Below are 9,385 nucleotides of genomic sequence, written 5' to 3'. Positions count from 1 at the left end.
AGCGGCGGGTGCCGCCGGGCCTGCCGGGGGCGCCTGCCACGCCGGGGCGGGCGGCTGCCACGCGGGCCGGTCGCGGCGCTGGCCCTTGTCGCGGCGCAGCGCGTTCACGAGGAGCACGACGCCGGCGGCGACGACGCCGACCCAGGCGAGCACCCGGATCCACTCGACGCTGAACGGGCCCCAGCTGAACCACCAGTCGCCGGTGGTGGTGCCCAGCACGACCATGCCGGCCGCGCCGAGCAGGGCCGGGTCGAACCGCCCGCGGATCGTCTCCTCGAGGTGGATGCGGCCGTCGGACTCCTCGGGCAGCAGCGCCCAGGCGATGCCGTACAGGACGAGGCCGAAGCCCATGAGCATGGTCACGCCGATCACGCCGCGTGCCAGCAGGGGGTCCACTCCGAACCGGGCGGCCAGCCCGCCCGCGACGCCGCCGACCCAGCGGTCGGAGGACCGCTGCACGCCGGCGCGGCGCAACCCGTCGAAGAAGCCGTTGCTCCCGGTGCCGTCGGTCCGGGGTGCCGCCGGGGGGGCCCCGTGGTCGGCGCTGTCGTTCGTCATGGCTCGATCCTGACCCCCGAGGCACCCCTGGCGGCATCGGGTACTCCCCTGAGCCGCCCCTGAATGTCCCCCGGGGTGCCCCGGGTCCTGACCCCGGACCGCCCACCGGGGGTCAGGGACGTGTGACGATCAGGGCATGGAACCCACGCCCCGGCTGCCCCTGCGCCGCCCCGAGCGCGGCCGCTGGATCGGCGGCGTCGCCGCGGGGCTCGCGCTGCACCTGGGTGCGCCGGTGCGGCTGGTGCGGCTGCTGTTCGTGCTGCTCACGCCGTTCGCGGGCGTCGGGCTGCTGCTCTACGTGTTCTGGTGGGTGACGGTGCCGGTCGGCGACGCCGTCGCGGTCGCCGAGGCGGGCCGCCCGGCCGCGCTGAGCCGGTTGTCCCGCCCGCAGCAGAGCGACGTGGTCGGACGGCTGCGCCACCTGCCGTGGACCGAGATCGCCGTGGGCGTGGCCCTGCTCGCCGGAGCGGTGGCGCTGCTGCTCGCCCGCGCGGGGACGGACGTCGTCGGCTCCTGGGTGGTGCCGGTGCTGCTGCTGGTCGCGGGCGTCGCGCTCGCGTGGAGCCAGCTGGACGCGGTCCAGCGCGAGCGCCGCGGGGGGTCGCGCGGGCCGGTGAGCGTGCTGCGGCTCGTCGGCGGCCTGGTGATCGCGGGCGTCGGCGTCCTGCTGCTGGTCGGCCAGGAGGCCGCGCCCGGCGCGCTGGTGCAGTCCACGATCGCCGCCGTCGCGGTGCTCGCGGGCGTGGCCCTGGTGCTGGCGCCGTGGTGGCTGCGGCTGGTGCGCGAGCTCGGCGACGAGCGCGCGGCGCGCGCCCGGGAGTCCGAGCGCGCCGACATCGCCGCGCACCTGCACGACTCCGTGCTGCAGACCCTCGCGCTGATCCGGGCGCGCGCGGACGACCCGACCGAGGTCGCCCGGATGGCCCGCGCCCAGGAGCGCGAGCTGCGTGCGTGGCTGTACGACGACCGGCCCGAGCCCGGGACCTCGGTCGCCGCAGCGCTCGCCGCGATCGTCGCGGAGATCGAGGACACCCGCACCGGCCCGGACGGCGAGGCCGTGACCGTGGAGACGGTCGTGGTCGGCGACGCCGAGCCCGACGCGGACACCGACGCGCTGCTGCAGGCCACCCGCGAGGCGCTGCTCAACGCCGTCCGGCACGGTCGCCCGCCGGTGACCCTGTACCTGGAGGCCGGGCCGGAGGAGATCGAGGTGTTCGTCCGCGACCGCGGCGACGGGTTCGACCCCGACGACGTGCCCGCGGACCGGTTCGGCGTCCGCGAGTCGATCCTGGGGCGCGTGCGCCGCCGGGGCGGCCGCGCGACGGTCGTGTGCAAGGACGGCGGGGGCACGGAGGTGCGGCTGCGGATGCCGGTGCGTCGTGAGCACCCCGCGGAGCCGCAGGAGAGGACGATGCAGGCATGAGTGACGACCCGGTCGACGTGGTGCTGGTCGACGACCACCTGATGTTCCGCGCCGGGGTGCGCGCGTCCCTGGACGACCGCGTGCGCGTCGTGGGGGAGGCGTCGAGCGTCGACGAGGCCGTGCAGGTGGTCCGCGCCACCCGCCCGCCCGTGGTGCTGCTCGACGTGCACCTGCCCGGCGGAGACGGCGGCGGCGGTGCCGAGGTCATCCGCACCTGCACCGACCTGCTGGGCGGCACCCGGTTCCTGGCCCTGTCGGTGTCGGACGCCGCCGAGGACGTCGTCGCGGTGATCCGCGCGGGAGCCCGGGGCTACGTCACCAAGGCGATCTCCGGACCGGACCTGTGCGACGCCGTGCTGCGGGTGGCCGGGGACGACGCGGTGTTCTCGCCGCGCCTCGCGGGCTTCGTGCTGGACGCGTTCGGCGCGGCGGCGGGCGACGTCGCCACGGGTGACGACGAGCTCGACCGGCTCTCGGCGCGCGAGCGGGAGGTCATGCGGCTGATCGCGCGCGGGTACTCCTACCGGGAGGTCGCGGGCGAGCTGTTCATCTCGATCAAGACCGTCGAGACGCACGTGTCCGCGGTGCTGCGCAAGCTGCAGCTGTCGTCGCGGCACGAGCTGACCCGCTGGGCGGCGGCGCGCCGGCTGCTCTGAGGCCCGCCGGCGCGCCGCGCCCGTGCGGCGTCAGAAGTTGCAGGTGTAGGTGACGCCGTCGACGTAGTGCGTGCCGTTGCCGAGCTCCGAGCACGTCTCGATCAGCGTGCCCATGCCGAGCGCGAACACCAGGACGCCGGCGACGGTCCACAGCACGAACGCCACGATGCCGCCGATCGCCATGCCCTTGCCCGCCGCGGTGCCGCGCGAGGCCTTGACCAGCACGATGATGCTGATCACGAGGCCGATCAGCGTGGTGCAGGGCACGATCGCGGTGATGAGGCCGGCGATCGCGAGGCCCTTGCCGGGTGCTGCGGGCGCACCGCCGTACGGCGCGTAGCCGCCTGGGTAGGGCTGCTGGCCCGGGGCACCGTACGCGGGGGCACCAGGGGCGGGCGCACCGTACGCGGGGGCGGCCGGGTACGGCTGCTGCGGGTCCGGCTGCGCGGGGTCCGGCTGGGGCTCGGGCTGCGGGGGGTACGGCGTCGACATGGGATCCTCGTTCTGCGGGACGGTGCGGTGCCTCGCGGACGCGGGCGCCGGGCATCGTCCCACGTCAGCACCACGAGACGGAACGAGGGACCCGAGCATGAGCACCCTGTACGGCCTGCTGGTCGTCCTGCACCTGGTCGGCTGGGCGATCGTGCTGGGCGGCTGCCTGGTGACGCTGCGCCGCTCCGAGCTGCCGAAGGGCGCGCTGCACGGCGCGCTCACCGCGCTGGTCACGGGCGTGGTGATGGTGGGCCTGCGGTCCGCCGAGGTCGGCGACCTGACACCGCCGGACAACGCCAAGGTCGGGGTGAAGCTGCTGGTGGCCCTCGTCGTGACGGGTCTGGTCTGGTACGGCGCGCGCCGGCCGGAGAAGGTGACCCGGGGCCTGGTCGGCGCGGTGCTGGGCCTGACCCTCGTGAACGTGGTGGTGGCGGTCCTCTGGCGCTGAGCCGTCGTCGGCGACCTCAGGCGGGCGCGGGCCCGGTGGACTCGCGGGCGGTGAGCGCGACGGGGATGGTCTCGGAGCGGGGCTCGGCGTGCTGCCCGGTGACGAGGCCGAGCAGCAGGTCGGCGGCGACGTGCCCCTTGCGGGTGGTGTCCTGCGCGATCGTGGACAGCCGCGGCGTGACGTGCCGGGCGAGGTCGGCGTCGTCGTACCCGAGCACCGAGGCGTCCTCTGGCACCCGCAGCCCGGCGTCGCCGAGGCCGCGCGCGACGCCCGCGGCGAGGATGTCGGCGGTCGCGAACACGGCGGTCAGGGTCCCGGCACGCACCTGAGGAGCGATCCGGGCGCCCAGGGCGACGCCGCCCTCGTAGGTGGTGGGGGTGTCGGCGACCGTGACGGCGTCGTCGGGCAGCCCGGCGCGGCGGGCTGCCTCCCGGAACCCGGCGACGCGCTGGGCGACGACGCCGCTGGCGGTGCCCGCGGGGCCGCAGATCAGCAGGTGCCGGTGCCCGAGCGCGGTCAGGTGCTCGCCCGCGAGGCGGCCCCCGGTGCGGTCGTCGGAGCGCACCTGCGCGAGGCCCGAGCCCGCGGCGGCGTCCACCACCACGGTCGGGAGCGTGGCGGGCAGGTCGAGGGCGCGGACCTCGTCGTCGGTGAAGCCCATGACGACGACGCCGTCCAGGCTCCAGCGGCGCACGGAGTCGGAGACGTCGCGCGCGGTCGCGACGCCACGCAGCATCAGGTGGTGGTCGCGGCTGCGCAGCGCGGCCTCGACGGCGCCGGTGACGGCGACGTCGTGCGGGCTCGCGAGCAGGCTGGTGTCGTCGGGGCGGGACGGCAGCAGCAGGCCGACGAGGCGGGTGCGCCGGGCGGCGAGGGACTGCGCGGCGGCGTTCGGCACGTACCCGAGGGCGGTGACGGCGGCCTCGACGCGCGCGGCGGTGGCGGGGGAGACCCGGCCGAGGTTGCCGTTCACGACGTTGGACACGGTCATCACGCTCACGCCGACCTCGCGCGCGATGTCCTTCAGCGTGACGTGGTGCAGGGCGGACCTCCGGCTCGACGGTGCGGTCGCGACCTGGGCGGCGGGACCGGCGATCGTTGACACTAGCCGAGGTATAACGCTAAACAAGACCGACGACGCCCCCGTCCGCACCGGCGCACCGGCCACCTGAAGGGCTGACATGACCCGCACCACCGAGTCCCTGCACCTCACCACCGGCGTCGTCCCCGACGGCACCCCCGACCCCCGGGCCGTCGTCCAGGGCGACGGCTGGCGGATCACGGTGCTCACCGACGGCCTGCTGCGCCTGGAGCACGCCGCCGACGGCCGGTTCGAGGACCGGCCCAGCACCTTCGCCCGCCACCGCGCGCTGCCGGTGCCGGAGTTCCGCGTGATCGAGCGCGAGGACGTCGTCGAGGTCGTGACCGCGCGGCTGCGCCTGACGTACGACCGCCGCCCGTTCAGCACCGCCGGGCTGTCCGTCGCGGTCGGCGGCGGGGTCAGCGCCTACCACTCGGTGTGGCGGTACGGAGAGCCCGCCGACGGGCTCGGCGGCACCGCCCGCACCCTGGACAAGGCCGACGGGGCCGTGCCGCTGGAGGGCGGCGTCGTGTCCCGGCAGGGGTACGCCGTGCTGGACGACTCGCGGTCGATGGTCTTCGGGCCGGACGGCTGGGTCGCGCCCCGCGACGGCAGCCGCCAGGACCTCTACGTCTTCGGGTACGGGCACGACCACGCCGACGCGCTGCGGGCGTTCCACGCCGTGTCCGGGCCGACGCCGCTGCTGCCGCGGTGGGCGCTCGGCAACTGGTGGAGCCGGTTCCACCGGTACACCGCCGAGGGGTACCAGGCGGTCGTCGAGCGGTTCGCCGCCGAGCAGGTGCCCGTGTCCGTGTCGGTGCTCGACATGGACTGGCACGTCACCGACGTCGACCCCGCCCTCGGCTCCGGGTGGACCGGGTACAGCTGGAACCGCGACCTGTTCCCCGACCCGCCCGCCCTGCTGTCCTGGCTGCACGACCGGGGACTGCGGGTCACGCTCAACGTGCACCCCGCCGACGGGGTCCGCGCCCACGAGGACGCCTACGCCGCCGTGTGCGCCGCGCTCGGGCGCGAGCCCGACGGCGACCCCGTGGCCTTCGACGTCACCGACCGGGAGTTCCTGGCCGCGTACTTCTCGGTGCTGCACCGCGGGCTGGAGGCCGACGGAGTCGACTTCTGGTGGGTCGACTGGCAGTCCGGGCCGCACTCCCGCGTCCCCGGCATCGACCCGCTGTGGATGCTCAACCACTTCCACCACCTCGACAACGGCCGCGACGGACGGCGGGCGCTCACGTTCTCCCGCTACGCCGGGCCGGGCAGCCACCGGTACCCCGTCGGGTTCTCCGGCGACACCGTCATCTCCTGGGACTCCCTGGACTTCCAGCCGCACTTCACCGCGACAGCCGCGAACATCGGCTACGGCTGGTGGTCGCACGACATCGGCGGCCACATGCACGGCTACCGCGACGAGGAGCTCGCCACCCGGTGGGTGCAGCTCGGGGTGTTCTCGCCCGTGCTGCGCCTGCACTCCTCCGACAACCCGTTCACCAGCAAGGAGCCGTGGGCGTTCGGCCCGCACGCCCGCGCCGTGCAGACCGAGTTCCTGCGGCTGCGGCACCGGCTCGTGCCGTACCTGCACACCATGAACCACCGGGCCGCCGCCGAGGCCACCGCGCTCGTCCGGCCGCTGTACCACCGGTGGTCCGGGCACGACGAGGCGTACGACGCCCCGCGCCAGTTCCTGTTCGGCTCCGAGCTGCTGGTCGCGGCGCTCACCACGCCGGTCGACGCCGTCACCCGCGCGTCCGCCGTCCGGGCGTGGCTGCCGCCGGGCACCTGGGTCGACGTGCTGTCCGGCGCGGTCTACGACGGCGACCGGCTGCTCGACCTGCACCGCGGCCTGGACACCCTGCCCGTGCTCGCGCAGCCCGGTGCGGTCGTGCCCCTCGACGGTGCCGCGGTCCCCGGCAACGACCCCGTGAACCCCCGGCACCTGGAGGTGCTCGTCGTGCCCGGCGCGGACGGCGCCTTCACCCTGGTCGAGGACGACGGCACCGGCGACGGCACCGACCCCGCCACCGTCGCCCGGACCCGGATCGGCTGGGACGACGCCTCCGGCGCTCTCGCGGTCGAGCCCGTCGCCGGGGCCGCGACCTGCGTGCCCGCCGTGCGCGACTGGACGCTGACCCTCGTCACCCGGGCGCTCGACGCGGCCGACGGGGGTCGGTTCCGCGCCACCGTCGACGGGGCGCCGGTGCCGGTCGAGGTCCGGGCGGGCGACGACGGGCGGGTCCGGCTCACCGTCGCGGACGTCCCGTCGGGGTCGCGGCTGCGGGTCGCGGGCAGCCCGGTCGCGCTCACCGGACCCGACGTCGCCGACGAGGTGCTGCGGGTCCTCACCGCCGCGTGGACCGACCACGACCGCAGCACGCAGGCCTTGCGGCTCGCCACGGCGGACCGGCCGCTGCACGTCCGGCTCGCGCACCTCGAGGCGCTCGGGATGCCCGACTCCCTCATGTCGGCGCTGCGGGAGGTGCTGCTCGCCCGGGGGTGAGTCGTCGGGGCGATGTCCGGCGGGAGACAGAGCCTGACGGGGAGGTGCCGGGCAGGCAGGTGTCGGACGGGGAAGCCCCGTGGCGGGCAGGTGTCTGGCGGGCAGGTGTCTTGTCGGGGAGATGCCTGGCCGGCAGGTGCCTGGTCGAGGAGACGCCTGGCTGGAGAGATGTCTGGTGGGGATGTCATCTGGCGGATCGGCTCCAGGGGCGGGCACCGAGCCGTCCCCAGGCGACGGAGGTGTGCACGGTCCCCAGGGACCGCCGTCGTGGTGTCCGGTGGGACCGCCGTGGTCCGTAGCGTCGGGCCATGGCCCCCGAGCAGCGTGACCTCACCCCCGAGCCGCCCGCGCGCGGCTCGGGGGCCGGGGTGCGCCGGTGGGTCCCGGCCCGCCCGCAGCCGACGCCGGAGCAGGTCTCCGCACGGCTCGCCGAGGCACGGCGCGAGGCGCACGCCGTCGACGAGATGGCGCTGCTCCCGGCGGGTCCAGGGCTCGCCGCCACCCTCGCGGACGCCCTGCCGCGCCTCGACCGGCTCACCGCCGCCGAGCGCACCGAGGTCGTGGCGATGGCCGACCGCGTCGCCGCCTGGGCGCACCACGCGAAGGCGCTCGCGGCCGCGTCCACCGCACGGCACCCCGACCTGCTCCCGCCGCGCGAGGTGACCGCCGCCGTCCCGGCAGGGGCCGCGCTGACCCCGGTCGACCTCGCGTCCGCGACCCTCGCGATGCGACTGCGCACCTCCCGGCGCGAGGCGCACACCCTCGTCCGCGAGGGCCGTGCCTACCGTGGCGTGCTCGCCCCCACCGGGGACGCCCTCGCCCGGGGGGAGATCTGCCCCGCCCGGGCCCGCGTGCTCGTCCGGCGGCTCGGCGACCAGGCCGGGGAGGTCGCCTGGGCCGTCCAGGAGGCGGTGCTGCCGCACGCCCCCGGACGCACCGCCGCGCAGGTCGCGCGCGACGTCGAGCGGGCGCTGCTTCTCGCCGACCCCGAGGACGCCGCCGACCGCCACCGGCGGGCTGCCCGCCAGCGGTGCGTCTCCCGGCCCCGCGTGCTCCAGGACGGCATGGCGGGGTCGTGGGTCGTGCTGCCCGCCGCGCGGGCCGTGCAGGTGGACGCCGCCCTCGACGCCGCCGCCCGCCGAGCCCGCGCCGCCGGGGACGGCCGCACCCTGGACCAGCTCCGTGCCGACGAGCTGGTCGGCCGGGTCCTCGGTGCGGACGTCCCGGTGGTCCCCGTCGCCGCGCCTGTCGCGGTGCCGGGCCCGGACCCGTCGGACGGTCGCGAGGCGACGCACGATCGCAGCACGACTCATGACGGCGACGCGACGCACGACCGCACCACGACGCACGAGCGCAGCGCGGATCACGACCGCGGCGCGGCGCGCGACTGCAGCGCGACGCACGACCGCACGACGACGCACGAGCGCAGCGCGACGCACGAGCACGGCGCGGCGCCCGGTCCGGACGGGCCGATCGGGTCGCCCTCACCGGACCGGTCGGGGCGAGCGCACGTGCTGGTGACGGTGCCGCTGACCACCCTGCTCGGGATCGACTACTCCCCGGGCGAGGTCGCGGGGTACGGGCCGGTGGACGCCGTGCAGGCACGGGCGCTCGCGCTCGGCGGCACCTGGCGGCGCCTCGTGACGGACCCGCTCAGCGGTGCGGTCCTCGACGTGGGACGCACCCGGTACCGACCGCCAGCCGCCCTGGACGAGCACGTCCGGGCGCGCGACCGGTACTGCGTGGCCCCGGGCTGCCTGGTGCCCGCGGCGGCGGCCGACCTCGACCACACCGTGCGGTTCCCCGAGGGGCCGACGGCGGACACCAACCTCGCCCCGCTGTGCCGGCATCACCACCGGCTCAAGCACGAGGGTGGCTTCGGTCTGCGCCAGCGACGGGCCGGGGAGTTCGAGTGGACGACCCCGACGGGCCACCGCTTCCGGACCGGTCCGGGCGTCGAGCACCTCGTCGTGCACTGTGCTGGCTCGATCGCCGGACCACCCGCCGGAGCCGTCGCCGGACCGGTCGTCGGTCCACCCGCCGGACGGGACACCGGACCAGCCGCTGGACCGGACCTCCGACCAGCCGGTGGACCACCCGCCGGACCGCCCGCCGGACCGGAGACCGGACCACTCGCCGGGTCCCGCGCCGCGCACCGGGCCCGGCCGGCGCCGCCGGAGTTACCGCCACCGTTCTGACCACCCACCCCTGT

The 9,385-nt window shown here is 76.4% G+C and carries 8 protein-coding genes; 5 read left to right on the top strand and 3 right to left on the bottom strand.

Features of this window, described 5'->3' with window-relative positions; translation table 11 throughout:
- Positions 1-558, bottom strand: a 558-nt coding sequence (locus EBM89_RS09585) for a PspC domain-containing protein (RefSeq protein WP_147463510.1), incomplete at its 3' end; no start/stop codon positions are given.
- Positions 559-694: 136 nt separating this feature from the next.
- On the opposite strand from EBM89_RS09585, the gene EBM89_RS09580 reads away from it, so the two are divergent.
- Both EBM89_RS09580 and EBM89_RS09575 read left to right on the top strand, forming a co-directional pair.
- Positions 695-1,981, top strand: coding sequence for an ATP-binding protein (locus EBM89_RS09580; protein WP_122149217.1), 1,287 nt, complete (start codon positions 695-697; stop codon positions 1,979-1,981).
- The gene (locus tag EBM89_RS09575) at positions 1,978-2,637 is read left to right on the top strand and encodes a LuxR C-terminal-related transcriptional regulator (protein ID WP_122149216.1); all 660 of its coding nucleotides are present in this window, start codon (positions 1,978-1,980) and stop codon (positions 2,635-2,637) included. Before EBM89_RS09580 ends, EBM89_RS09575 begins: the two co-directional genes overlap by 4 nt.
- Before the next feature lie 30 nt (positions 2,638-2,667).
- Here the strand turns inward: EBM89_RS09575 and EBM89_RS09570 are convergent, their stop codons facing one another.
- Positions 2,668-3,129 (bottom strand): hypothetical protein, encoded by a 462-nt coding sequence (locus EBM89_RS09570; protein WP_122149215.1) that lies wholly within the window; start codon positions 3,127-3,129, stop codon positions 2,668-2,670.
- 97 nt (positions 3,130-3,226) lie between these two features.
- Between EBM89_RS09570 and EBM89_RS09565 the strand changes: the two genes are divergently transcribed.
- Positions 3,227-3,577: a hypothetical protein gene (locus EBM89_RS09565; protein ID WP_122149214.1), complete on the top strand. Its 351-nt coding sequence runs from the start codon at positions 3,227-3,229 to the stop codon at positions 3,575-3,577.
- 16 nt (positions 3,578-3,593) lie between these two features.
- On the opposite strand, the gene EBM89_RS09560 is transcribed toward EBM89_RS09565, so the two are convergent.
- Positions 3,594-4,682: a LacI family DNA-binding transcriptional regulator gene (locus EBM89_RS09560; protein ID WP_158609606.1), complete on the bottom strand. Its 1,089-nt coding sequence runs from the start codon at positions 4,680-4,682 to the stop codon at positions 3,594-3,596.
- A gap of 76 nt (positions 4,683-4,758) precedes the next feature.
- Here EBM89_RS09560 and EBM89_RS09555 point away from each other — a divergent pair, with 76 nt between their 5' ends.
- Together EBM89_RS09555 and EBM89_RS09550 are read left to right on the top strand one after the other, a co-directional pair.
- Positions 4,759-7,173: a glycoside hydrolase family 31 protein gene (locus EBM89_RS09555; RefSeq protein ID WP_122149212.1), complete on the top strand. Its 2,415-nt coding sequence runs from the start codon at positions 4,759-4,761 to the stop codon at positions 7,171-7,173.
- A 308-nt stretch (positions 7,174-7,481) separates the two neighbouring features.
- Positions 7,482-9,371, top strand: a complete 1,890-nt coding sequence (locus tag EBM89_RS09550) for an HNH endonuclease signature motif containing protein (protein ID WP_122149211.1) — start codon at positions 7,482-7,484, stop codon at positions 9,369-9,371.
- Positions 9,372-9,385 lie beyond the last annotated feature (14 nt).

This window comes from Cellulomonas triticagri (assembly GCF_003696205.1).
GTDB lineage: Bacteria > Actinomycetota > Actinomycetes > Actinomycetales > Cellulomonadaceae > Cellulomonas > Cellulomonas triticagri.
Note: the sequence above shows the minus strand (reverse complement) of the source record. Positions and strands in the feature narration are given on the sequence as shown.